This window comes from Aliiglaciecola sp. SL4 (assembly GCF_041538045.1).
Classification (GTDB): domain Bacteria; phylum Pseudomonadota; class Gammaproteobacteria; order Enterobacterales; family Alteromonadaceae; genus Aliiglaciecola.
The window spans coordinates 207619-232369 of record NZ_JBGOSE010000007.1; the positions used below are offsets into that span (position 1 = coordinate 207619).

Genomic DNA, 24751 nt, shown 5'->3' on the forward strand with positions numbered 1-24751 from the left:
AGTTAAATATTAAATAATGGCGATATGAAACTCCTTAAACAATATCTATCATTTTGATTTTTATGTTTTTTTATCTAAATTCAAAAAGACAAACGAAACTTTTCTCAACGTCATTACTTTAACAAATTATTCAATTATCGAACTTTTTAAGAATATTTAATTAACAATATATTGACCTTTAGAGTTAATGTGTGGGAATATGCCCATATATTGAGCATATGCGCATTATTGGTGTTTTCAACAGAAGCCAAAATGATAGCTAAAGCGAATCGGTGCATAGTAATGGTGAGTTTAATTATTATGTTGATTCAATTATTTTTATTGGGAATTACTCGCCCACAACGACAACTTAATGACAGGTAATAATGATGACACCTGATAAATATGAAATTAATCTAGATACAGTAGATGAAGAGCAATTACCCATCCCCAAACATAAGTTAAAGGGATGGACGCATTTTTTAGGTTTATATGCAGGTGAGCATGTTGCAGCTACTGAATTTGTTATTGGTGCTACTTTCGTTGCCTTAGGTGCAACCATGTCAGATATTCTACTTGGTTTGCTAATAGGTAATATTCTTGCTGTATTGAGTTGGACGTTAATAACCACGCCCATTGCTATTGAAACGCGGTTAAGTTTGTACACCTATTTGCAAAAAATAGCCGGTAACTCTATGACAACCCTGTATAACTGGGTAAACGTTGTTATTTTTACGGTTATTTCCGCCGCCATGATAACGGTATCGGCCACTGCTGTGCGTTTTGCTTTGAATATTCCTGCGCAACTGGACTGGTACCCTACTAATTTATGGTTTGTGTGTGTGGTCTTGGCGGTAGGAACTATCGTGGTTTTAGTGGCTATGTACGGTTTTACCGCAGTTTCAAATTTCTCTCGAATATGTGCACCTTGGTTGTTCGTGATGTTTGTGTGTGGTCCTCTAGTACTGTTGCCTGCTCTGTCACAACATGTTTTGGGAGAAACAAGCTTGAATGGCTGGGCCGACTTTATGGAAATTGGTAGCTTGTCGGTTTGGACCGGGTTAAACGCAAATGGTGAACCTGGTATTGGTTTGCTAGAAGTGATTGGTTTTTCTTGGGCTGCTAATACTATAACTCATGTGGGTTTGATTGATATGGCGCTGTTACGTTATGCGAAAAAACGCGCATACGGATTGTGTACATCAGCAGGTATGTTATTTGGACATTATATTGCTTGGATCTCAGCCGGTATTATGGGAGCAGGTACAGCGGTCATTGTTAAAAAATCTATTATTGAATTGGATCCAGGTGACGTTGCGTTTCAGGCTTTAGGGTTGTCGGGACTGGTTATCGTTATCGTTGCTGGCTGGACTACTGCAAATGCAAACCTGTATCGCTCAGGTTTGGCTGCCCAAGCCATTTTCAAAAACCAATCGAGAAATAAAATGACCCTAGTGGTCGGGATTGTCGCCGTTCTTATTGCCTGTTTCCCATTCGTTTTTAATAAAATGCAACCACTGTTAACTTACGCTGGGCTCTTAGTTGTGCCGGTTGGTGCAATTGTGTTTGCTGAACACTTTATATTTCCACGTATTGGTTTTACTCGTTACTGGGTAACCTTTAAAAATCTTACACACAGTGTTCCAGCTGTTGCATCTTGGGGACTTGGACTGACATTTGGGTTTGGACTAAACGCACTCGATATTTTGTCTTTTTACTATTTATTCATCCCTACTTGGTTCTTTACAACTGTGTGTTATGTGGTGTTGGCTAAATTCTATGGTGCTTCGGAGGAATACCCTCACGAGCAGCAGAAAATGGAAGCTTTTGAGCAGCGTGTAGAAGAGTATCAAACCCAACAAGCTCACCTCGAGCCAGAAGAAAGTATTGACACCAGCTTATTCTCTAAAGTGCTTCAGTTTGTATCCATTGGTAGTTTATTGATCACTACTTTGTTTGCAATAAACACCATGTTTTACAGTGCCGGGATACCTGCTTATGAAGCCAATCGCGATTTGTTCCAAACGGTCGGCTTTGTTTGCACTATCATTTATTTCATAACTGCATATTGGAATATGCAGCGTAAAAAACAATTAGCTACGCAATCGTAGTAGGGGGAAGGTTAATGAATACTCAATCTAAATTTCGTCTTAATGACACTAACCTTCAACAATTACCGAGCAGTTTTTCGGTGCCTAACTATGATCGTAAAAAAGTTGAAGCAGGAATCGTCCACGTTGGAGTGGGTGGGTTTCATCGCTCTCACGAAGCTTATTATACAGACGCTTACATGAATCAAACAGGTGATCTTAATTGGGGAATTTGCGGTGTTGGATTAAGAGATGCCGATCGCAAAATGAAGTCGATTTTAGAGCAGCAAGACTATCTTTATACGCTGATCGTCAAGCATCCTAATGGGTCTATTGAAAATCAAGTGATAGGGTGTATGACCGATTTCTTGCTAGGCTGTGATGAACCCAACGCGGTTATTCAGAAAATGGCTGATGCCAGTACAAAGATTGTTTCCCTGACGATTACTGAAGGTGGTTACAACTTCAACCCTGCGACTAATGAGTTTGACTTCGATAACCCTGATGTTATTCATGATTTAGCTAATCCATATGCGCCTCGGTTAGTGTTTGGATTCTTAACTACGGCATTGAAACTGCGCATGGAGAGAGGCTTACCGCCGTTTACTGTCCAGTCTTGCGATAATATTCAACATAACGGTGATGTAGCCCGTAAAATGTTGTTAGCCTACAGCCAAAAAGTGGATTTTGATTTGGCAAAATGGATTGAACAAGAAGTGCCTTTTCCAAATGCAATGGTTGACCGTATAACACCTGTCACCACCGCAGCAGATATGGAATATTTAGGGGGAGAGTTCAATCTGCAAGATGAATGGCCTGTAACTTGCGAACCTTTTCATCAATGGATAATTGAAGATAAATTTAGTGCAGGTAGACCCCAGTGGCAAAAGGTGGGCGCGCAATTTGTGCCGGATGTTACACCCTATGAAAACATGAAAATAAGATTGTTGAATGCGGGGCACTCGGTACTAGGTATTTTGGGCTCGATACATGGTTTTGAAACCATTGACGAAAGTGTTCAAGATCCAATTTTTAGCCAGTTCTTACAACTGTTTATGGATTCTGAAGTTACGCCTATTTTGCCTGCCGTTAGTGGCATCGATTTAGATGATTACAAGCAAACCTTACTGGAGCGTTTTGCTAATCCAAATATAAAAGATCATTTAACTCGAATTTGTTCTGAAAGCGCCTCTAAGTTAGCCACGTTTTTGATCCCAACGATTAACGACAATCTGCAAAATAACGGGGATATACAGTGTGCTACGTTGGTTTTGGCAGCATGGTGTTACTACAGTGATAAACAAACAGATCGTCACAATAAAGTGATCACTATTATTGATGTCATGGCTGATGAGCTACACGTTGCAGCGGCTAAATATTCTCTCAATCCTGACTCATTTTTAGAGCTCACTTCAATTTTTGGTGATTTAAGTAAAAATCAAGAGTTTTTGGATATCTACAGAAAGCAGACTAGAGCAATTTATGCTGATCCTAATATCAAAAAACACATGCAGCTAATTCTCAATAGAACAAGTTTAGCTGTGTCTTAACGGTATTTAAGTTATTATTTGTACTATTTTGTCGAAGCTCGTCTAGCTTTAGTCGACTTGGTTTATTTTTAGCATTTTGGAGTGATTATGGCGAATCCTAAAGTTGCTGTATTTGGTGAAGCGTTGTTTGACATGATTCAACAACAAGACGGCAGTTATCAACCTTTCATTGGAGGGTCACCTTTCAATGTTGCTCGAAGTTTTGTGAAGCAAGATATTGACTGTTCTTATTTATCCCCAATTTCTACGGATTATTTGGGTGAGAAAATTTTCAGTTCAGTGAAGAGTGACGGTATTCAAGTTCCTGAAAATAATCGCTCAGAAAAGAACACGTCACTGGCATTGGTCTATAAAGCCGAGGATGGTAAACCTAGCTATCGGTTGTATCGAAAGTGTGTTGCAGATCTGGATATCACGTCGGAAAAACTATTATCAATGTTACCCGATGATTTAGAGCTTTTTCATACGGGCTCCCTTGCAATAGTGCCTGAAATGTTAGAAGTGCTAATCCCTGTTATTACAACGCTCAAATCACGCGGGGTAAAAATCAGTATTGACGTTAACGTGCGTAAAGGTGTGGAAGTAAACCACCATCAATATGTCGCCTCCATATGGCGGTTTGTTGAGTTTGCCGATATCGTTAAAGTGAGTGATGAGGATCTTGAACTAAAAGGTCTTTATGGCAAACCAGAGTTTCACGCTAAATCCATGTTAGATCGAATGGAAAATGGCATGGTGGTGTTAACTTTAGGTGAAGGTGGCTCTCATTTAATCACTGATAAATATAATCTATTTCAAGCTGTCCACAAACCAGCTGTATTTGGTGATACTGTGGGTGCCGGCGACACATTTTTCTCTGCTATGCTGGCTAGGTTATTGAAAAATAACGCACTTAGCCCATCCGCTGAAGAAAGCATCTTAAAAGATGGTCTCAGGTTTGGTGCCGTCGCTGCAGGTCTAAATGTTGAAAAAGTTGGCTGTAATCCGCCCACTTTTGCGGAAGTTGAAACCCTAATAAATAGTCTTCAAGAATAACTAGCGCAACCAACATAATAAATAAGGCAGTCACAACAATGCTCAGGTTTTTGTGGCTGCTAAATTTAACTGATTACGTCTTCTCACCTTTAAATTTTCATTAAAGCTTTAATATGTGCAATTGCCCCTGTTCTAAGTGCTGGCAAACTGTACCCACCTTCTAAAAATGACACTATTCTGCCTTCGCAATGGCTCTCAGCGATGTCCACAAGCTGTTGGCTTAACCAAGTATAATCAGAGTCTAATAAATCCCAATCTGCCATAGGGTCGCTATGATGGCCGTCGAATCCAGCGGACACTAAAATTAATTCTGGTTCGAACTTTATCAATTCGGGGAGCACTCGTTCAGCGTAACATTGTCGAAATGCAGTGGAATCCGTGCCCGCAGGTAATGGGTAATGCAAGCAATTATCAGCGGCTTTTTCAGGTATGGTGAACGGATAAAAAGGATATTGATAGGACGATAAAAATAGAATGCTGGGGTCGTCTTTCAAAATGTCTTCGGTGCCATTTCCGTGATGTACATCAAAGTCTAAAATAGCAATTCGTGTAAGATTATATTGCTTTTTCGCGTAGGTAGCAGCTACTGCAATATTATTGAAAAAACAGAAACCCATGGCTTTATCTTTCTCGGCATGGTGACCTGGAGGTCTTACTGCACAAAATGCATTTTTAAATTGATGGTTGAATAAACCATCAATTGCAACTATACCTGCACCAGCAGAATATAAAGCGGCCTCGAATGATACGTGATTCATACTGGTTTCATCATCTATCGGAAAGTACTGGCCTTTTACCGGTGAAAATTGTTCAATCTGTTCAACGTGTTTTGGAGTATGAGTTTGTTTTAACAGATCTTTAGAGACTTTTTGGGAAGGGATATTAAGTATGAAATCAGCTAATCCAAATTGAATTAAACCGTCTTGAATTGCATGCAGACGAGCGGGACTTTCAGGATGATCATCTCCCATTTCATGGAGCAAACAATTAGGATGTGTAATAAAAGCCGTAGAAGACATAAAATAACCCTATAAGTAGTATGGGATAATAGTAACAAAACAATCGCGCCGACATCTAAGAGATTTTAAATGAAACATTATTTACATTCGTTTTTTTCCCCAAGTTCAATCGCCTTGTTCGGTGCAAGCGAGCGTGAATCAACCATCGGAAAGACGGTTTCCCTAAATTTAACCTCAAGTGCCTTTAAAGGGCCTATTTATTTCATTAATCCTCGCCATCCAGAAGTACTTGGTCGACATTGTTATAGTCATATTTCTGAGATCCATAAACCCATTGAGTTGGCTGTGATTGCCGCTCCAGCCTCGGTAACCAATGAAATTTTAGAAGAGTGCGGAAAGCATGGTGTGAAAGCTGCGATTATTTTGTCAGCGGGCTTTGGGGAAGCCAATGAAGAAGGTAAGAAACTTGAAGAAGCAGTACAGCACACCGCTAAACAACACAAAATTCGACTCATTGGTCCCAATTGCTTAGGTGTCGCGCGTCCAATAACGGGTCTTAATGCTACTTTCCATAGTGGTGACATTAATCAAGGTAGTTTGGCGGTTGTCTCTCAATCAGGAGCCTTATGCACATCTATCCTTGATTGGGCAAAGTCCCGTAAGTTAGGCTTTTCTGCGGTGGTATCCATTGGTTGTGCTGCTGATGTACAGTTCGGTGAATTACTTGATTACCTCACCTACGATTCACAAACTAAGAGCATTCTTTTGTACATCGAAGGTATCAACCACGCTCGTTCGTTTATTAGTGAATTAAAACGAGCATCTCGGGTTAAGCCAGTGTTGGTATTAAAAGTTGGACGCCACAACAAAGGCACCATGGCTGCACAAATGCACACAGGAGTGATTTCTGGTGAAGACGACGTATTTAATGCGGTATTACGACAAGCTGGGGCGGTTAGAGGGTATCGTGTTTTCGACCTTTTTGTGGGTGCCACAGTATTGTCTACTAACAAACGTTTAGAAGGCGAAAACCTAGCGATTATTACCAATGGTGGAGGGCCCGGTGCCATTGCCGCAGACCGTGCTACTGATTTGAACTTGAATTTAATTTCGTTAAGTAAGGATACACAAGAACAATTAAATGAAGTGCTTCCCGCCAATTGGTCTAAAGATAATCCAATCGACATTATCGGCGATGCACCGCCACAACGTTATCAACAAGTATTGTCGCTATGTTTAAACGACAAAACTATGCACGGAATTGTACTCATTTTGTCACCACAATCTATGACTCAGCCTTTGCAAGTTGCTAAGGAAATAGTTGAAGCATCGAAGAAGTCTTCAAAAGTGATTATTTGCTGCTTGATGGGCGGCGAAATGGTGACGCAAGGGAGGACCTATTTAGAAGATAATAAAGTGCCCACTTTCACTACCCCAGAGGCAGCGATTGAAGCATTTTCTTATCTACGTAACTTTACTCGAAATCAACGGCTGTTATTGCAGGCACCAGAGCCTTTGCAAAAAGAGGAAAAGGTTAATACTGAAGGGGCTAAGTTAATCATTGATAAGGCGTTGAGCGAGGGGCGCACCGTCTTAACTGACCTTGAATCAATGGCTGTCCTTGATTCGTATAATATCTCTACGACACACGCTAGTTTGGCTCACGATATTGATGAAGCCATCGCAATCGCTAAAAACGTCGGTTATCCCGTTGTCATGAAGGTTTATAGTAAAACCATTTCTCATAAGTCGGATGTGGGTGGCGTGAGATTAGGTATTTCAAACGCTGAGGCGGTTAAAAATGCTTATAACGATATTATTGATTCAGTTTCCACATACTTCCCCGAAGCCGAAATAAGTGGTGTAACCGTTGAAGCCATGTACATTAAAAAACGTAGCAGGGAGGTATTGGTTGGTATATCCAATGATACCGTTTTTGGTCCGATAATCACCTTTGGTGCTGGTGGTATTGCTACCGAAATTATGGGGGATAGAGAGGTAGCAATCCCTCCACTGAATAAAACCCTAGCCCGTGAATTAATGAACAATACACGAATTGCCAAGATGTTGGGGCCCTTTAGACAACTACCAGGATGTAATATGGGGGCCATTGAACACGTATTATTACGTTTATCTGAAATGGCCTGTGAGCTGCCATGGATTAAAGAGTTGGACATTAATCCACTGGTAGTAGATGAATATGACGCCATTGCTTTAGATGCGAAAATCTCAATCGCTGCGCACTCACAAGCTGGGCGCTATGATCATATGGCAATTCATCCTTACCCTATGGAGTTGGCGACAACAGAAGTGCTAAGTTCTGGTGTGGTGCTAGAGATTCGTCCCATTCGACCTGAAGATGCTAATTTAGAGCGTCAATTTGTCAGTTCTTTGTCACCCACAGCTAAGTATTTTCGTTTTATGCAAAGCATTAAAGAATTACCGCAAAGCATGTTGGTCCGCTTTACTCAGATAGATTATGACTTGGAAATGGCCTTACTCGCAGTCATTAGCAGTGGTGATATGGACCGTGAAATAGGTGTGGCTCGGTATATTACCAATATTGATAAAGTAAGCTGTGAATTTGCTGTAGTGGTAGCAGATGACTGGCATCGTAAGGGTATTGCTGTGCGTTTAATGAATGCGTTAATTGAAAGTGCAAGACAAAAAGGGTTAGAACGCATGGAAGGAATGGTTTTAGCGGAAAATACGGGCATGTTAGGCTTTTGTGAAAGCCTAGGCTTTGAAATCAAGCGCGATGTAGAAGACCGCTCAATTTTCAATGTGGTGAAGTATCTTCAGTAGAAAATAACTGGGAATACCATAGGCTGAAATTTAACTTTAAAAGGTGATAACGTTTCAAGAAAACGTTTTACTGAGTAAAATCCACCTATGCCTCTAGGCAGTGTTCAGGAAATAGAGTGTATTGTTGTAACACCTTAAGATTTGTATCACTTTTTTATATCTCAACTGTCAATGCTACGTAACACTTCTTCCCCTAAAGTAGACTGAAGCCGTGTTTCCGGACAAACGTGCGTAAAATGGTGTCCTGTAACTCCCTCGTTGGAGAAGATGCACAACCTCTACAGACCGAAATGCAACGGTCAATCGGGATGAGAATCGCCAGTAAATTCAGAATTGAATAAAGCTATCTAACTTATTTTTTTATAAATACAGTTTTTATAGTTGTATTTTATAACGCAAAAAACAAGTAGGGATGATTAATTTATTATCGATATTTAACATCGCGATTTAATTAACTGTGCTATATATAAGTTTAAATACTAATTGGAATCAAACAGGAGCTATTTTTGTTTGATTCCAATTACGGATGTCAGATGGTAGTAAATTGCAGAGCACATTAATTGATGGTTATTGATAATAGCAGGGTTAAAAAGGCTCTCACCTTCCTCACGATCATTATTTTCTTATTTTCAGTTGTATTGATATGGGGCTTTTTTAAGGTCGACAAAACGAGTTATTTCCATCAGCTTAATATTCGCCATTTTAAACATACAGCCGAATTAAGTGCTTTAATTTTCGCACCTAAACCTATAGCTCCGAGACATAGTATCTATTCTATTGATGATGTTCGCGAGGTTATACTGAAAATTCGTGAACAACCTCAAACATGCTTAGACATGGTCGGTTTTTTCGAACGATTTTTCATGAAAGCAATTAATACTGAAGCAATCATTACCTTGTGCAAGAAGGATTTAGCTATTGCAGATAAGACTTTACGGTTAATAGCGCAATACGAAAGTCAAGAAATAACCTTACTAGAATTACAAAATGAGTTAATCTCAGCCTTAAGTCAATTTAAACAAAATTCCATTTTGTTCGAAGCCCCAGTTCAAAAAACTGTTGAATTAGTGACTCTTATTACTATCTTAATAACAATAGCCATGTCCATTTCAGTGCTGTTTTTTACTCACAAAATTGGAAATGCAGTGACTACGGTTCTGAACAAAAGAACTGAAGCAATCAAGGCTCTTGCGAAAAGTGAAGAGCGCATTAAACAGTTAGCCTACAAAGACTCATTAACCGGTTTACCCAACAGAAATTTGTTAGACCATACCATTGAGGCCGCTATTGCTAAAGCAGATCGGCAGGCTGCCCAATTCGCGGTGATGTTTGTTGATTTAGATCGTTTCAAAGATATCAACGATACCTTAGGGCATTCAGTAGGGGACAAATTGTTAGTTGAGATGGCTAAACGCATAGCCCATACTGTTCGTGATAGTGATTCAGTGCTGCGTTTCGGCGGTGATGAATTTGTTGCGGTGACTGATTGTTTTGACTCTATTGAAACAATTGACAATATTGCCCATCGAATTATAGAAGCCGTGAGAAAACCAATCGAATTAGAAAGTATCCAGTCCTATGTCACTGCCAGTATTGGCATCGCTTGTTATCCGCAAAATGGTAAAGATTGTAACTCTCTTTTAAAACATGCCGACGCAGCCATGTACCAGGCAAAAAATGCCGGTAAGAATCAATTTCAATCTTACGATATGCAGTCTGGCAGCAAACTTAATCGAAGACTCACTTTGGCAGCTCAACTGCATCGAGCAATTGAGTGCGATGAACTTAGCCTCGTTTATCAACCAATCGTACATTTACCTGATAACCAAACTATAGGTAGCGAAGCGCTTTTACGATGGACAAACTCTCAAAATGGAGTTATCGGACCGGATGAGTTTATTCCTATTGCTGAAAATGCCGGGCTTATTGTAGATATTGGTAATTGGGTTTTAGAGCAGGCATGCAAACAATGCAAAGTTTGGCTCGACGCAGGTGCAAAAAATCACGCTATGGCAATCAATGTATCCACCTATCAACTAAAAGATAAGCATTTTGCTAAACGATTAGCGAATACCTTAAATAGACATGCATTATCTGCTGAGAGTATACATATTGAAATCACTGAAAATATTGCCATTACTGAAGATAAAGTGAGTGTTCAGACCTTACATGAGTTATCAGAGTTAGGTGCAAAACTACTACTTGATGATTTTGGTACAGGTTATTCATGTTTGAGCTACTTGCAAAACTTGCCTTTCGATGTGTTGAAAATAGATAAAAGTTTTATGCCGGCAAATAACACTATTGCATCAACAATAATTGCCATGGGTCATGAATTAAATATGGAAATAATTGCCGAAGGCATAGAAACCTATCAATGTTATCAACTCTTGAAAAACTTAGAGTGTCAGTATGGACAAGGCTACTTTTTCCAAAAACCAGTTCCGGCTGAGCAATTTGATATTTTCAAAAAGTTTATTGCGACAAGCCTGTGAGTTTGGACTTAGTTCTTCTTACCGTTTTTGCTAATCCACTATCTCTTTCCAGTTAAACCTAAATACAGAGATTAAATTTATGCTTGTCGAATTTGAAATGATCGTAAAAAAGCCCACTTGACGTGAGCAAAGGTGTGTTGGGAATTACACCAAAACATATCAAACTGCGGTCATAGAAATGATTAATAAGCATATCTTTGACCGCAGTTACATTATGGTTATTTCGTATTTATGACGCCTTATTAATATTAATTAAACCTTGTTTATCCATCATATAGGCTATTTCTGTGACACTCTCAGGGTCTTCAATAGTTGAAGGAATATTATATGATTCACCAGCTGATATTTGGCGTAATAATTTACGCAATATTTTACCAGAACGAGTCTTAGGCAAGCGTTTAACAACAATAGCGCGGTTAAAACATGCGATAGGGCCAATCTCGTGTCTTACATTGGCAATCAACTCAGCTTGAAGTTTGCTTTCATCGATATCGACTCCGTCTTTAAGAAGTACCATTCCAATAGGAACCTGACCTTTTAAACTATCGTGAACACCTATAACGCTACACTCCGCTACAGCAGGGTGGGCAGCCAAAATCTCTTCCATTTCTCCGGTAGAAAGTCGGTGGCCTGCAACGTTAATAACATCGTCTGTTCGACCCATGATGAAAACGTATCCGTCTTCATCTTTGTATCCGCCATCACCTGAGCAATAGTACCCTGTATATTGAGTAAGGTAACCGGCAACGAAACGTTCTTGGTTTCCCCAGATTGTTGGTAAACAGCCCGGTGGCATGGGGAGTTTAATAGCAATAGAACCTTGTTTCGAGGGTGGCACCTGGTTCCCTTCATCATCTAAAATTTGCACATCAAAGCCTGGCACAGGTAGAGTTGCGGAGCCAGGTTTAGTCGGTCTTTCTTCTATCCCCAGCAAGTTTGCACAAATTGCCCAGCCTGTTTCGGTTTGCCACCAATGGTCGATAACCGGTTTTCCGGTCTTTTCACAGGTCCATTGATATGTGGGGGGATCGAGCCGTTCTCCCGCCATAAAAATGGTTTGTAAGTTTTGCAATGGGAAGTCTGCTAATAATTTGGCCTCTGGGTCTTCTTTACGAATTGCTCGAAAAGCAGTTGGTGCAGCAAATAAGGTTTTGACATTATATTCTTGAGCCACGCGCCAAAAAGCGCTGGCATCTGGCGTTCTAATTGGTTTGCCTTCATAGACAATGGTAGTGCAACCCTTAAGAAGTGGCCCGTAAACGATATATGAATGGCCTACTACCCAACCAACATCTGATGCCGCCCAGAACACGTCACCCTGTTTCATGTTATACACGGCTTCCATTGAGTAGTGTAATGCTACGGCGTGGCCGCCATTATCTCTTACTACACCTTTAGGTTTGCCTGTAGTACCTGAGGTGTACAGAATATACAACGGGTCTGTGCCTTTTACTGGCTGGCAGTCTGCGGGCGTAGCTGACTTCATTGCACTGTGCCAATCTATATCACGACCAGCTATTAGTTCTGCTTTGCACTGTTCTCGTTGTAAAACAATACAGTGCTCAACTTTATGGCTAGCTTGCTGAATGGCTTCATCCACATAAGGTTTATATTCAATTATCTTAGACACTTCGATTCCGCAGGAAGCCGTAACTAGCACTTTAGGTTCTGCATCGTCAATTCGCACGGCAAGTTCATGAGGTGCAAATCCGCCAAATACAACGGAATGAATCGCCCCTAAACGCGCCACCGCTAGCATGGCAATCACCGCTTCTGCCACCATGGGCATATAAATTACGACTCGGTCGCCTTTGCCTACGCCTTGTTTGGCAAGAGCGCCTGCAAAAAGAGCGACTTCTTGTTGCAGTTGACTATAGGTATAGCTGGCTTTTGTGTTGGTAACCGGGGAGTCATAAATCATTGCTGTTTGCTCCCCCAGGCCTTGCTCAACGTGATAATCCACCGCCATATAACAGGTATTCATTAAACCATCTTCGAACCAACGATGAATACCGTTTAGATCCTTGCTCAAAATGTTTTTTGGTTCACTGTACCAAGGTAACTTAGTGGCTTTTTCCATCCAGAATTTTTCTGGTTGCTTAATAGACTGCTCATATTCAGTTTTGTAAGACATTTTGTTTCTCGCATGTGTAAGTTAACTTGATCTGTAAGTTATCTTGTAAGTTTTTAGTTGCGCGATCATACTAGAAAACAATAATAAAGTGGATAAGACCTTGGGCTTATATAGGCAGAATTTGTCACTGTGATGTTTTAGCCAAAAAAATAATGCCTTTAAATTTCAAGGTTTTCCTATTGTAGGCCCCGTTGGGTATGGGGTTTCTTTATCTGTGTCAGTCGTTTCAATAAATAAGGAGAGGTTGTCGGAGGGGGGATGTAAAATAATCGTTAGGCTGTCATTAAGGGATGTTAGGGGCTAAATATCTGTATCTTCTTTGTTATTTTTGTAGTTGTGGTTGAAAGTTTACAAGGTTACTTTTTAATTGTTAGCAAATGCGGGTTTATCAGGCTATTTGAAATAATTAGGTTCTATTAGAACCTTTTCTGCAGAATTAGGTATAATACCAAGTCTATGTCGTATCCTATTCCTGCACAAAACACTGAATTGAGCTATGAGGTCAAAAAGAGCAAGTTCATCGCTTGCGCGAGTTTTGCCGATAGCCGAGAGCAAGCTATGGCTCAACTTGCGTCCATAAAACAGCAATATCCCGATGCCAGACATCATTGCTGGGCTTACTTATTGGGAAATCCCAAGGCACCGGTTAGCGCCGCAATGTCGGATGATGGAGAGCCAAGTGGTACAGCTGGAAAACCAATTTTAAATGTGCTGCAACACAAAGATGTCGGTGATATTATGCTGATCGTCACCCGTTATTTTGGTGGTATTAAACTTGGCGCAGGTGGTTTAGTGAGGGCTTACTCAAATTCCGCACAACAAGTGATAGAGGTTTTACCTGTAAAACAACAAGTAAGGTTAGAGCCACTAAATTTGCACACAGATTTTAAACACGAACAGTTCATTCGGCACCTTACTAATGAGCATTTAGGTGTCATTGATAAGTGTGAATACGCGGAGAGGGTGCACATTCAAGTGTCTCTTCCAGAGTCAAGAAAAGCCGCTTTTATTGCAACTTGTAACAACGTCGGCATACAAGTCGTTCAATTATAAGAATTATTTATCCCAGTCTATTTATAAATATGTTCTTATAGCGTACTAAAATCTAAATATTTCTTTCACTTTCTCTCCATAAATTTAGGCATTTAAGCCGTTAAATGTACCCTTGTAATTGGCTGGAACCCTTACTATTACTGCCCTTGAAAGCCATTTGTCGTATTAATTGTGAGTTTCATTTCAGCTATTTGTTAAGCGTAACTTATTAATTTGATATTCCATATAAACAATATGAATATCTATTTGGTAACATATACGGGCATAGTACCCACATTAAATTACTGAAATTAGGAGAAGGTATATGCCTGTTATTGCTTTTCCAGCTGAATCTAAGCCTGGTGAGAAGCGTTGTTCATTAATGCCTGTCAATGTTAAAGCTTACAAATTGTTAGGTGCTGATGTATGTATTCAGTCTGGTATTGGTGCAGCGATTAACATTCAGGATGGTGATTATCAAGCATCAGGAGCTGAAGTTATCGCCAGTCGAGACGAGCTTTTAAAAAAGGCTGATATTGTACTGAGCTTACATAAATTAACCGCTGATGAGATCAGTTTGCTTAAACCTGAAGCACTCATTGTTAGTTATTTGGATCCTTTCAACGAACCCGCTTTTGTCGATCAATTGTGTGCTGCCAATATTACTGCTATCAGTATGGAAATGATCCCCAGAATTAGTCGCTGCCAAAAAATGGATGCATTAAGCTCTCAGGCAAGTTTGGCAGGTTATGTAATGATCATGCAGGCAGTTAATACTCTTGATTCTGTGCTGCCTATGATGATGACTCCGGCAGGTACTTTGAAACCCGCTAAAGTCTTCGTAATAGGGGCTGGAGTGGCAGGTTTACAAGCTATCGCGACCGCCAAACGTTTAGGCGCGAGTGTTACCGCATTTGATACCCGCTCTGTCGTTGCCGAACAGGTTCAATCTTTAGGGGCTAAATTCCTTGATATCGATTTAGGACAAACCGGTGAGACTGGCCAAGGCTATGCTCAAGCGTTAACGCCTGAACAAATGCAAATTCAACAGCGTGAACAAGCTAAATGTATCGCCGACTCAGACATCGTGATCACTACTGCACAATTGTTTGGTCGTAAACCCCCTCAACTTATTGATGATGCCACCATTGCAATGATGAAGCCGGGAAGTGTGATTGTTGATATGGCAGCCGAGACGGGCGGAAATGTCGCAGGTTCAGTTCCAGGAGAAACGGTGATCAAACATGGGGTTAGTTTAGTTGGAACGGGTAATTGGGCAAATGGCGTGGCCAAACATGCAACGCAAATGTATGCCAGTAACTTATATAATTTAATTAGCGAGTTTTGGTCAAAAGACAATAACCGTTTTGAGTTAGATATTGAAGATGAAGTGCAATCTGGTTGCATCATTACTCACCAAGGTAAAGTGGTTAATAAGATGATTAAGTCCTTTTACGAACAAGCCAATAATCAGCAGGAGAAAGCATAATGGAAGCTATATATTTATTATTTATTTTGTTGCTATCGATTTTTGTTGGTTTTGAACTTATACAAAAAGTTCCTGCTACTTTACATACGCCTTTAATGTCTGGTGCTAATGCGATTTCAGGTATTACCTTAGTGGGGGCTTTAGCTTTAGCTGGAGACGATAGCCTAGGGCAGTACGCTGAGATTCTGGGTGCATTCGCGGTTTTTCTTGCCACGATTAACGTGGTAGGTGGTTACTTAGTTACCGATCGTATGCTTGCCATGTTTAAGAAAAAGAACTAATCCAAACTGAAGATTAAGAGGAACTTAAAATGATAGAAACTACTTCGACTTCAGCATTGGTAATTAATCTTACTTATGTGCTGGCAGCCGCGTTATTTATTTTCGGATTGAAATTGTTAGGACACCCATCTTCGGCAAGAAAAGGTAATTTATTATCTGCTGTGGGTATGCTTCTAGCAATTGTGGTCACCATGTTTGATAAAAATATTGTGAGTTTTGAATGGATAGCCATTGCTATTCTAGCCGGTAGTATTGTTGGCTTTTTTGCCGCTCGGTTAGTTGCCATGACATCAATGCCTGAACTGGTTTCACTACTAAATGGTGTTGGTGGTCTTGCCAGTGTATTTGTGGCTTGGTCAACCGTAGAATCAAACGGCCAATTTTCAGGCTTTATAATGTTTGTGACCTTTTTAGCGCTGCTTATTGGTGCTGTAACGTTTTCAGGCAGTTTGGTCGCTTGGGCAAAACTAAGCGAAAGAATTACTGGAAGAGCAGTTACCTTTAAAGGTCAGGTGATTTTTAACGTGTTATTAGTTGCAACCATTTTATTTGGCGGTTACTTGTTTATTGCGCAGCCAGAATTTTCTCCTGGTTTTAGTATTGTACTCTATAGCTTGATGGGCTTAGCGTTACTGTTTGGAATTATGCTGGTTTTACCTATCGGCGGAGCCGATATGCCAGTGGTTATTTCCCTATTAAACAGTTATTCAGGACTCGCTGCTTGTGCTGCTGGTTTTGCTTTACAAAACAATATTCTTATTGTGGCAGGCTCCTTGGTTGGTGCCAGTGGTATTATTCTGACGAGTATTATGTGTAAAGCCATGAACCGTTCGTTATCTAACGTACTATTTAGTGGGTTTATGCCGGTTGTCGAGTCGAATATGGTTATTGAAGGCGAAGTGAAACCCTTGTCTGCCGATGATGCCTATTACGTGTTAGAAGCTGCACAATCAGTGGTAGTTATCCCTGGATATGGTATGGCAGTGGCTCAGGCCCAACATGCGATGAAAGAACTACAGGTGTTACTTGAAGAAAATGGTGCAGAAGTGGCTTATGCCATTCATCCGGTTGCTGGGCGCATGCCTGGACACATGAACGTTCTTCTAGCGGAAGCTGATGTTTCCTATGAACAATTGTTTGAAATGGATGAAATTAACAAACGTATTGAAAACTTTGATGTGGCCATGGTTATTGGAGCCAATGACGTAGTTAACCCAGCAGCTCGTGAAATGAAAGGTAGTCCCATTTATGGTATGCCAGTAATTAACGCTGATTTGGCGAAAAATGTCTTTGTACTTAAACGAGGCATGGCTTCCGGTTTCGCGGGGGTGGATAACCCACTATTCTTTAAACCTAATTGCCGCATGGTATTTGGGGATGCAAAAGAAACCTTAGGATCAATCATTAGGCAGTTTGCAGATTAATTTCTCGATCTATATTGTCTACCTACTAAGTGCACTTTTCATTTGAAAAGTGCACTTTATCAATTGCCTTATTATTCGTTTCCATTTACCTAATATTCTGCTCGTAGATTTAGATTAAAAAACTTAATGGCGAATCTGTTGAGTTCCTCTAAAGCCCCTAATTCAGCTTTCTTTAATTGCGAGTTACTATTCACCACTAGTGTTATTAAAGAACAACTTTTAACTTAATATAAGTCTCGACGATAACGTCCAGAGGTTAATAAAGCGGATACATTTTCTAGGCCCAAGTACTCTGTTAAAATTCGATGGACTCCATCACCCATTCCCGCTTTATTACCACATACATAAATATCAGCCCCTTTATGCACCATGGCTTTCAATTTCTCTGAATTAATATGCAAAATATCTTGTACATAAGTATTTTTGTTTGGGTCTCTTGAGTAAGCAAAATGTAGCTCTGAGATTAAGCCCTTTTGTTGCCAACTTTCGAGTTCCGCATTTATCATGGTGTCATGTTTTGGATCGCGTTCACCATAAATCAACCATACAGGTGCACTTTTGGTGTGCTGTGATCTTTGAGCTAATTGGGCCCGCAAGCCGGCAACTCCACTGCCAGCCCCAATTAATATTAGTGGTCGTGCTGCATTTTCAATATGGCAACGAATATTACTGCGAATGATACCTTGAGTTATATCACCGATTTTACTGAATTGAGTCAGCCAACCAGAGCCAATTCCAAGTTTACCATCTGTGTGGGTCTGTAATCGTACAATTAACTTTAACACCCCTTCATAGTGGGCAGACGCTACCGAGTACTCTCTATTTGGTAAAGGTTTGAATGAAGTTAGCCAAATCTCAGGATCAGTCTTTGCAGAGTTAAAGTGCTCTGGTAATACACACCTTGTTAAATGGTTTTTTAGCGGTTGCTTGATACCATCTTTTGAGACAACCATACTGCCGTCTAGCTGATATTTTTGTAACCAAGCATCAACACTTTTTTGATCATTACAAGGCAGAATTGAGATTACATCACCAGCTTGCCAATTTGGGAGTTCAGAGTTCACCTGAAAAGTAAGCAAATATAGAGGAGGATTATCACTTTTAGGGTTGAGACATTGTCGCGCGGTTAGTTGCCAATCGCAAAGGTGAGGAGATTGCTCTTCAGATGCCATTTGCTGCATGCTTTGACTATCAAGCTCAATCACATCAGCTTTTGATTTTGCGCCTAAATTGGCTAAAACACTATGTAAATTATGGCCAAATGCACAGAAGTGTTCATAAGAGCTATCACCTAAAGCCGTTACACTGTAGTGCAAATGTGACAGATCAACAGCCGACCTTTTTGACAACATGTCTTGATAAAAACGTTGTCCATTATCTGGAGGCTCGCCGTTACCGTAGGTACTTACTACAAAATGAGCTTGTTTAGTGGCCTGCAAGGTTTGCGAGTCAACGCGGTCAAGAGGCAGCAAGTTTACTGCCTCTTGAGTACCGATTTGCTGTGCTTTTTTCACAGCTAGTGCAGCAGCAGCTCCGCTTTGGCTGGCATAAGCAATTAAGGTTGATGCCGTTAAGTTGATTTTAGGTTGCGCGCGTTTGTGACGCACATATAAGCCAACACACCAAGTCAACCATGCTAGCGTTAAAATAACCGCTACACTAATCCGTAATGTTTCATTCAATTGCGTATCTTTCCAGTTACGTTACATGGGTAATACTTCTAAAGTCGCAGCATAACTTCCAGTACGCTTAGTTGCAGGTAAGGCAACCTTGTTATCTTCATATTCTGCTTCTAAAAAATAACGTCCTGCTGCTGGCCAAGTTACTTCAAACTCACCTTTTTCATTTGCGGTTAGCTTGATTTCATTTTGCTGATTACGGTAACGCACACCGTCAGGAATAATTTCAATGGTAGCTCCTTTGGCTGGCTCCCCTTCAATTAAAAGCGTAAAAGTTGCCGCTTCACTGGCATACAAATCATTAGGGTGAGTTTGTGGAATCATTTCAATACCTTGATTCGTTGGTGTAAACACTTTATCGCTCGGTGCTCCCAAGGTAACAAATGTTTCAACTCGGCGGTAACCGCGACTTACTTGTAGTTTTTTCGCATCCTTAGGAACTGCAGTGTCAAACTCTGATTCTTGAGCCGTTTGTCCACGTCTTGGCCACATTTTACGTTTGCCATCTTCATCTTCCCATCTGGCACGTAAACCGCCACCGCTGGTGGCAATTTTGTATGTACCTTCGTCGTTTAGCTGAATATCAAACGTGCTGCGGTATTTACCTTTGGCAGCGTTTAAAAGTTCTACGGCATTACCTTGTGGACCATAGGCTTTCACTGTTGCAAGATTCATGGCTACGTGATCTGGGAAGAACAAGGTGTTGGAAATTGCTGCATCAAAGGTGACGTAAGGGGCATCACCTGATAATACTGTTGAGCTAGGAAGCATCCATGCTCTATGAGCTTGGGCTTGCATCGCAACTGAAGCAGTAAGAATACCTGCGGTGATAACTTTTAATAAATTTGAGGTGTTCATATAATTTACTCCGGTAAATAATTAATTGTTAGTTTGTAAACTCAGGCTAATTTTGCCCAGCTCTGATTTACCACTTTTAGAAATAGGTAGAGCAGATTTATCTAGTGGCAAAGTGAGAGGTATCTCAATTAACTCTCTGCCACCTACTTCTCGAGCTGCCTCAATTCGCAATTTGTAATCACCAGCATCGAGATCTTTTAATTCTGCTTTGTTTAAATTGATTATAATTTGATGACTTCCTGGACCTTTAGTGGCTGAGGTTAGACCATCATAAGGCAGATCTAAACTGCGACCGCCTCGACGCCACCATTGACGTATATCTTTGAGCCATTCTTGCCCTTCATTGTCAGCCATTTTGATGTCATACCAGAGAGCTATTTGCGTCGACTTTCGAGATTTGCTTTCTAACCAAACTGCGACATAAGGACTGTGATACTCAGCGACATTTAATTGCGGGATTTCAACATTAAGAGTCAGTGTTTCGCTATTCGCAGCCGCTGAAAACATACTAAAGATAGCGCTCACAACTATTAATATTTTGGGTGTATTCATATCGTTACTCTTTTAGTGAATAAATAACAGCATAAGGACTAGCGGAATTAAAACGCCTAACGCCGCTAATGGAGCTGTTGCCTGTCTATGGGAAGATTGACGCCATAATAAAATTAAGCCAGTAACACTAAAAATAATGCAACCTCCGGCAAATATATCGATAAACCAACGCCAAACGGTGCCGCTATCGCGACCCTTATGTAGATCATTAAAATATGCTAACCAACCCCTATCTGTATCTTCGTAAATAAAATCTCCTGTTTCTGTATCAATGGCTAACCAAGCGTCTCCGCCGGGACGCGCTAAAGGAAGGTAAAACTCAGCCCCATCCCATTCGCTGTTGTATTGTCTAGGCAGGGCAATTTTATGGTTAGCATAAAGCCAATCATTAATTTTGCTTGAAAGCCTTTCCGGAGACGAACTTGCACTCAACCATTGTTGCAATAGAGGAGTTGGCAATTGTTCTTCAACACTAATAAATGTCGGTTCTGCGGGAATGTCAGCAGCATGGTTGAGGGTAATGCCAGTTACTGCGAAAAGAAGCATACCTGCCATGCAAATAGAGGCACTAATCCAGTGCCATTGCCTAATTGTGCCCAATGAAAAGCCCATTTTTCTACCTTATACTCTACTGCTAAGTTAACGTTCTTATCATTTACTCACGCCGTCTAAACCATCGGGGTTGTATAGTTTTGATTCAGACTCATGCTTCACTTTAATGCTCCTGGACAAGTCTATGAAGTGAGTTTTGAAGCTACTATTATTGGCATAAATTTGTAATCTTAGTCTAAATTCTAATATTTCTTTAAGGGCTAAAATTGACCGCAGAAATACTACATAAAAATAATTGGAATGTAAATATTAATAAGAACCATTCTCAAAAAGGGGTGATTAGAAGTTACAACGTTTAGAAGGTTAGAAAGGTTTGAATATTTGCGAGGTCAGGCTTTGGTTAGTAATGTGATGAAATAGCCCTTCAGTTGAAGGGCAACTATACAATATTATGGTTTAAACAATGTAGAGGAGGATTACTGCGCCTGAAGTTTTACAATTTGCTCCAATAATCCTACCAATAGCTGAGCCCCGGTCCCTGAGGCAATAGCGTCGAATACATTTTCAACATTTTTACCTTGTTGCCCACCAGCTAAGTCACTAATGGAGCGGATAACGATCCAATCTACTTCGTTAACAAAACACACTTGACCAACCGCTGCAGATTCCATTTCAGCCACCTGCGCATCGTAAACTCTCTGAAGCCAATTTCGATATTCAGCATTGTCCAAAAATACGGAACCCGTTACTCCATTGCCACCAATTTTTATGTCGATAGGTTGTCCCGATGGCATTTTAATCGTCGCCATTGATGTAAGCGCTTTTTGGGTTAAGTCTAGAAGCTCTGGAGTGACAGTAAAATAGGGCATTTGTTGAGGTTTAGACCAGCCTTGTTTAATGACTGACATCTCTTCAGGGTGGATAAAACCGAAGCTTTCATATTTTGGGGCATTGGGATCAGTTTCTTCACGTTTCTGATATTGCTCTAACGCGTTTTCATAGTAGTCAGGAAGTATATAAGCGTCTTTTTTGCCTGCTTTAGGATTGGCGTAAACGGATTCATCGTGAAAATACCAGCGTTCCGGAATTGCAATATCTCCAGGTTGAAATTCAGGATTTACACCACCTGCTATACCCATCATCACAACTCTATCAATTGGAAAGTAGTCGAGTGCCATTTGCATAGTCATTGCTGCGTTAGGAACACTGATACCTGTTGTGAAAATCACTATAGGCTCACCTTTAAAATGTCCTAGTTGGTACTTCACTCCTTTAATTGTCAGTGTTTGTTCAATTTGCGCATCACTGATTTGTGAAAAAGCCGCATCGATGGCTTTAATTTCTGGAGAGTAGGCTGCTACAATTGCAGTCCACTTTTCTTCACTAGGGAAGGTTTTCGGCCCGTATTTTCCTGTGTTTTGCGAAGATGCAAAGCAACTAATACTGAATATCAAAGTAAATATTGTGGTGGTTTTTATCATTTTTTTTCCTGTAAACGAGATAATGTTCTGCAACTTTGAATAACGATAACAAGCAGTTAGAGTGGCGTTATTCGGTTTTTGTTAACGCAGGAAACAGTTGCAGAAAATGATTTAACCGGAAAACGTTTAGCCGCAAAAGAACAATGTTAACAACCTTAATAACATATTTAATTAGGTTTCCAGCAAAAATTACACCAAGTTGAAGTTGTTAATCAAAAGTCTAGAAAACAACAGGACGTGAGCAAATTGTAGTTACACAAAGAGTATTTCTGCTAAACTCAGCTTAATCTAAATGAATTGGTAGATTATGAAATTACTATTGATTTTAGCCCTCCTGTCCATCGCATTTTCAGGTAGAGCTGACAATTTTACCGTCAATATTGTGGGGGTATTAAAAGATGATAAAGATGCTCCGAACGTAATTCAATATTATACAGATATCTACCAAGCTGTTGATATAAAACCCTCGTTCACATTTTATCCGTCTCTGCGTGGCTTAAAGATGGTCGATGCAGGGGTGTTAGATGCCGAAGCATTTAGGCTCAACGTAGTGGGCGAACACTTCAGTGAATTAGTTAAAATTGATGAAGCTATTGGTCATATACAAATTGGTTTCATCTGTTTAGATAAAAGTGATTGTGTCGTTGATGAGACCTCCGTCATTGGGGTGTTATCAAGTTTTCGTGGTGCCATTGATTTTTGCGCAGAATCTAATATTAACTGTCATTTTATTGAAAGTATTAATTCCATCGCGAAAAAATTAGACACTGAATTAGTGGATGTGATTTTTGCAACCGACATTGAGGCTGAACGGATTGTTTGCGCGTCTAAAATGGACTCGTTTCAATTTATCCCCAGCCTTGAGCATAAGTTACCTCTTTATCATTACGTGAATAAGAGACATCTAGGTTTAAAAGTCAAATTAGAAAAGTCGATACGTGATGCAAAAAATAGTGGCAAAGTAGCTGTTCAATCGTCCGAAGCTACATTAACAAATCTCAGCTGTGGAAAGCGTGTTACTGTTATTAGGTGATAATCAACATTAGCGCCTTTGGTTAGCGATGTAGCGTGACCTTTAAAGTTGCAAATACACAAGATAGTAGGATTTTAAACTGCTTAATGGGTTTCGATTCAATTCGCCTACGCGAACAATGAGCATAATAGATGCACCATTAAAGGGCGCGTGTACTGGTTGTGTGCACAAAACAGAGCTGATTGGTAACAGCGCAGATATCAAAGTGGGAGATTTAGCCTGCTAATAAGCAATAGATTAATAATTGTTTGTGCATCGTCTCTATAAGGCATTCTTTTTCGCATCTCCTTTCTTAAAATTCTGTAGTGGCTCAATAATTGCTTTTTATACATTATTACCGGTTTAATAATCATTATAATCGCGAGCCAGGCTAACCACTTTATATCAGTGGCTGTATGGCTCACTTTATAAGCTGCTATACTTTGATACCTCGATTAGGAGATACATGTTAGAGACATTTACCATCATATTAACCATTTTAATATTTTCATTAGTTTCCGTAAGAGCCTACACGAGACTTACTGACCGTATTAGGTTAATCCGTGCCCTCGAGGTTATTAGTCAACTTAAAGTTCTAATTGGCAACTTGCAAAGGCACAGAGGGTTATCTGCTGGCTATATAAATGGCAACCTTAGGGTTGAACCATTGATTGTTGAGTTGCGTCAAAAGATCAATATTGGCATCGTAGATTTAAATAAAGATGATGTGTTTAACAAACAAGCAAGATGGTTGAGTTTTATTGACCATTGGCCTCGCCTTGAAAAAAAGTGTTTTACGTTATCTTCTACAGATAGCTTTACACAACATACTAACTTGATTGAAAATCTACTAAGACTAATGGAAGTTGCTGCCGATGATTGGAAGAAAACCCATAAGTTACCAAGAGAAATATTAGACCTTCAATGTATTTGGAAAGAGTTACCTATGGCGGTGGAATTTATTGGCCAAGCGCGGTCAATTGGGATGGCAGTGGCCACATCTGGTGAGATAACTAACAAAGATAAAAATAAGCTGAAATATTTAGAACAAAAAATTCAAGAGTACTCCCTGACCTCATTTAGTTTACTGGCTGGCCTTTCAAACGAAGAAAGTAAGAATTTAATTATTGAAGCGCGAAACGCATGCAAAATATTTACGAATACAATTAAAAAAGAGTTTATTGCGCCACAAAGTATTAGCGTTGATAGTGATAATTATTTTATTATGGCCAGCAATACAATGGAAACGATGAATAGCCTACTAGACAACGAAATTAAACGAATCAAAGCCTACACCTAACCCCATATTGGTTGTTATTTATTTATCATCGATTTGATATTCTC

At 40.1% G+C, this 24751-nt stretch carries 18 protein-coding genes; 11 read left to right on the top strand and 7 right to left on the bottom strand.

Annotated elements, in window-relative coordinates:
- Window positions 1-368: 368 nt before the first annotated feature.
- From AB6T38_RS12430 to AB6T38_RS12440, 3 genes are all read left to right on the top strand, one after another.
- Window positions 369-2090 carry a cytosine permease gene (locus AB6T38_RS12430; RefSeq protein WP_372547622.1) on the top strand — a complete coding sequence of 574 codons (1722 nt, stop codon included), beginning with the start codon at window positions 369-371 and terminating at the stop codon, window positions 2088-2090.
- 14 nt (window positions 2091-2104) lie between these two features.
- Window positions 2105-3619, top strand: coding sequence for a mannitol dehydrogenase family protein (locus AB6T38_RS12435; protein ID WP_372547623.1), 1515 nt, complete (start codon window positions 2105-2107; stop codon window positions 3617-3619).
- Window positions 3620-3706: 87 nt separating this feature from the next.
- The gene (locus AB6T38_RS12440) at window positions 3707-4654 is read left to right on the top strand and encodes a carbohydrate kinase (protein WP_372547624.1); all 948 of its coding nucleotides are present in this window, start codon (window positions 3707-3709) and stop codon (window positions 4652-4654) included.
- An 89-nt stretch (window positions 4655-4743) separates the two neighbouring features.
- Here AB6T38_RS12440 and AB6T38_RS12445 read toward each other — a convergent pair whose 3' ends face one another.
- Complete coding sequence (locus tag AB6T38_RS12445) at window positions 4744-5673, bottom strand: histone deacetylase family protein (RefSeq protein ID WP_372547625.1); 930 nt, start codon at window positions 5671-5673, stop codon at window positions 4744-4746.
- A 69-nt stretch (window positions 5674-5742) separates the two neighbouring features.
- On the opposite strand from AB6T38_RS12445, the gene AB6T38_RS12450 reads away from it, so the two are divergent.
- Complete coding sequence (locus AB6T38_RS12450) at window positions 5743-8418, top strand: GNAT family N-acetyltransferase (protein WP_372547626.1); 2676 nt, start codon at window positions 5743-5745, stop codon at window positions 8416-8418.
- Window positions 8419-9281: 863 nt separating this feature from the next.
- Window positions 9282-10913, top strand: a complete 1632-nt coding sequence (locus AB6T38_RS12455; protein ID WP_372547627.1) for a putative bifunctional diguanylate cyclase/phosphodiesterase — start codon at window positions 9282-9284, stop codon at window positions 10911-10913.
- 229 nt (window positions 10914-11142) lie between these two features.
- On the opposite strand, the gene AB6T38_RS12460 is transcribed toward AB6T38_RS12455, so the two are convergent.
- Window positions 11143-13047, bottom strand: coding sequence for a propionyl-CoA synthetase (locus tag AB6T38_RS12460; RefSeq protein ID WP_372547628.1), 1905 nt, complete (start codon window positions 13045-13047; stop codon window positions 11143-11145).
- Window positions 13048-13503: 456 nt separating this feature from the next.
- On the opposite strand from AB6T38_RS12460, the gene AB6T38_RS12465 reads away from it, so the two are divergent.
- From AB6T38_RS12465 to AB6T38_RS12480, 4 genes are all read left to right on the top strand, one after another.
- Window positions 13504-14100 carry a YigZ family protein gene (locus tag AB6T38_RS12465; protein ID WP_372547629.1) on the top strand — a complete coding sequence of 199 codons (597 nt, stop codon included), beginning with the start codon at window positions 13504-13506 and terminating at the stop codon, window positions 14098-14100.
- Between the two features lie 304 nt (window positions 14101-14404).
- Window positions 14405-15568, top strand: a complete 1164-nt coding sequence (locus tag AB6T38_RS12470) for an NAD(P) transhydrogenase subunit alpha (protein WP_372547630.1) — start codon at window positions 14405-14407, stop codon at window positions 15566-15568.
- Complete coding sequence (locus AB6T38_RS12475; protein ID WP_348491624.1) at window positions 15568-15849, top strand: NAD(P) transhydrogenase subunit alpha; 282 nt, start codon at window positions 15568-15570, stop codon at window positions 15847-15849. The genes AB6T38_RS12470 and AB6T38_RS12475 overlap by 1 nt, the downstream gene beginning before the upstream one ends.
- A gap of 29 nt (window positions 15850-15878) precedes the next feature.
- Window positions 15879-17273, top strand: coding sequence for an NAD(P)(+) transhydrogenase (Re/Si-specific) subunit beta (locus AB6T38_RS12480; RefSeq protein ID WP_372547631.1), 1395 nt, complete (start codon window positions 15879-15881; stop codon window positions 17271-17273).
- A 224-nt stretch (window positions 17274-17497) separates the two neighbouring features.
- Here AB6T38_RS12480 and AB6T38_RS12485 read toward each other — a convergent pair whose 3' ends face one another.
- The 5 genes from AB6T38_RS12485 to AB6T38_RS12505 form a co-directional block, all read right to left on the bottom strand.
- Entirely contained in the window at window positions 17498-18955 is a 1458-nt protein-coding gene (locus AB6T38_RS12485) for an NADPH cytochrome P450 oxidoreductase family protein (protein ID WP_372547632.1), read from the bottom strand.
- A 21-nt stretch (window positions 18956-18976) separates the two neighbouring features.
- Complete coding sequence (locus tag AB6T38_RS12490) at window positions 18977-19810, bottom strand: DUF4198 domain-containing protein (protein WP_372547633.1); 834 nt, start codon at window positions 19808-19810, stop codon at window positions 18977-18979.
- A 21-nt stretch (window positions 19811-19831) separates the two neighbouring features.
- Window positions 19832-20362, bottom strand: a complete 531-nt coding sequence (locus AB6T38_RS12495; protein WP_372547634.1) for a DUF2271 domain-containing protein — start codon at window positions 20360-20362, stop codon at window positions 19832-19834.
- 12 nt (window positions 20363-20374) lie between these two features.
- Window positions 20375-20974: a PepSY-associated TM helix domain-containing protein gene (locus AB6T38_RS12500; RefSeq protein WP_372547635.1), complete on the bottom strand. Its 600-nt coding sequence runs from the start codon at window positions 20972-20974 to the stop codon at window positions 20375-20377.
- Window positions 20975-21390: 416 nt separating this feature from the next.
- Window positions 21391-22395 carry a purine phosphorylase gene (locus AB6T38_RS12505; RefSeq protein WP_372547636.1) on the bottom strand — a complete coding sequence of 335 codons (1005 nt, stop codon included), beginning with the start codon at window positions 22393-22395 and terminating at the stop codon, window positions 21391-21393.
- A gap of 307 nt (window positions 22396-22702) precedes the next feature.
- Between AB6T38_RS12505 and AB6T38_RS12510 the strand changes: the two genes are divergently transcribed.
- Window positions 22703-23428, top strand: a complete 726-nt coding sequence (locus AB6T38_RS12510) for a hypothetical protein (protein ID WP_372547637.1) — start codon at window positions 22703-22705, stop codon at window positions 23426-23428.
- 445 nt (window positions 23429-23873) lie between these two features.
- Window positions 23874-24707: a nitrate- and nitrite sensing domain-containing protein gene (locus AB6T38_RS12515; protein WP_372547638.1), complete on the top strand. Its 834-nt coding sequence runs from the start codon at window positions 23874-23876 to the stop codon at window positions 24705-24707.
- The last annotated feature ends 44 nt before the right edge of the window (window positions 24708-24751 follow it).

Excerpts from the sequence above, each read along its gene's own strand:
- AB6T38_RS12430 (WP_372547622.1), top strand. The coding sequence starts at position 369 with ATGACACCTGATAAATATGAAATTAATCTAGATACAGTAGATGAAGAG.
- AB6T38_RS12435 (WP_372547623.1), top strand. The coding sequence starts at position 2,105 with ATGAATACTCAATCTAAATTTCGTCTTAATGACACTAACCTTCAACAA.
- AB6T38_RS12440 (WP_372547624.1), top strand. The coding sequence starts at position 3,707 with ATGGCGAATCCTAAAGTTGCTGTATTTGGTGAAGCGTTGTTTGACATG.
- AB6T38_RS12445 (WP_372547625.1), bottom strand. The coding sequence starts at position 5,673 with ATGTCTTCTACGGCTTTTATTACACATCCTAATTGTTTGCTCCATGAA.
- AB6T38_RS12450 (WP_372547626.1), top strand. The coding sequence starts at position 5,743 with ATGAAACATTATTTACATTCGTTTTTTTCCCCAAGTTCAATCGCCTTG.
- AB6T38_RS12455 (WP_372547627.1), top strand. The coding sequence starts at position 9,282 with ATGAAAGCAATTAATACTGAAGCAATCATTACCTTGTGCAAGAAGGAT.
- AB6T38_RS12460 (WP_372547628.1), bottom strand. The coding sequence starts at position 13,047 with ATGTCTTACAAAACTGAATATGAGCAGTCTATTAAGCAACCAGAAAAA.
- AB6T38_RS12465 (WP_372547629.1), top strand. The coding sequence starts at position 13,504 with ATGTCGTATCCTATTCCTGCACAAAACACTGAATTGAGCTATGAGGTC.
- AB6T38_RS12470 (WP_372547630.1), top strand. The coding sequence starts at position 14,405 with ATGCCTGTTATTGCTTTTCCAGCTGAATCTAAGCCTGGTGAGAAGCGT.
- AB6T38_RS12475 (WP_348491624.1), top strand. The coding sequence starts at position 15,568 with ATGGAAGCTATATATTTATTATTTATTTTGTTGCTATCGATTTTTGTT.
- AB6T38_RS12480 (WP_372547631.1), top strand. The coding sequence starts at position 15,879 with ATGATAGAAACTACTTCGACTTCAGCATTGGTAATTAATCTTACTTAT.
- AB6T38_RS12490 (WP_372547633.1), bottom strand. The coding sequence starts at position 19,810 with ATGAACACCTCAAATTTATTAAAAGTTATCACCGCAGGTATTCTTACT.
- AB6T38_RS12495 (WP_372547634.1), bottom strand. The coding sequence starts at position 20,362 with ATGAATACACCCAAAATATTAATAGTTGTGAGCGCTATCTTTAGTATG.
- AB6T38_RS12500 (WP_372547635.1), bottom strand. The coding sequence starts at position 20,974 with ATGGGCTTTTCATTGGGCACAATTAGGCAATGGCACTGGATTAGTGCC.
- AB6T38_RS12505 (WP_372547636.1), bottom strand. The coding sequence starts at position 22,395 with ATGATAAAAACCACCACAATATTTACTTTGATATTCAGTATTAGTTGC.
- AB6T38_RS12510 (WP_372547637.1), top strand. The coding sequence starts at position 22,703 with ATGAAATTACTATTGATTTTAGCCCTCCTGTCCATCGCATTTTCAGGT.
- AB6T38_RS12515 (WP_372547638.1), top strand. The coding sequence starts at position 23,874 with ATGTTAGAGACATTTACCATCATATTAACCATTTTAATATTTTCATTA.